The organism is Alicyclobacillus fodiniaquatilis, from assembly GCF_042678105.1.
Taxonomy (GTDB): Bacteria; Bacillota; Bacilli; order Alicyclobacillales; family Alicyclobacillaceae; genus Alicyclobacillus; species Alicyclobacillus fodiniaquatilis.
Genome location: NZ_JBHUCX010000098.1, coordinates 636 through 1,028, shown reverse-complemented (window position 1 = coordinate 1,028; position 393 = coordinate 636). Strand labels below are relative to the sequence as shown.

At 56.0% G+C, this 393-nt stretch carries 1 rRNA gene; it reads right to left on the bottom strand.

From position 1 onward, the window contains the following. Positions 1-383, bottom strand: a 23S ribosomal RNA gene (locus ACFSB2_RS23715); the annotation flags it as partial. Positions 384-393: the final 10 nt, after the last annotated feature.

Below are 393 nucleotides of genomic sequence, written 5' to 3'. Positions count from 1 at the left end.
CTTCCCATGCCGTTCTCCTATGTACTGTCTTCCGGCGGGTTCCTGCAGGTTCCCTCCGACAGCCCCTCGACCCCACATACGCATCGGCTGCAGCCTGTATCACGCACATGGTTTAGGCTCCTCCGCTTTCGCTCGCCGCTACTCACGGAATCACTTTCGTTTTCTTTTCCTCGAGGTACTTAGATGTTTCAGTTCCCTCGGTTGCCTCCATACAGCTATGGATTCACTGTACAGTCCTAGCGCTTCACACTAGGGGGTTCCCCCATTCGGACATCCACGGATCTATGTTCGCTTACAACTCCCCGTGGCATTTCGGTGTTCGCCCCGTCCTTCTTCGGCTCTTGGCGCCTAGGCATCCTCCGTGCGCTCTTCCTAACTTCACCGTTTCGGCTA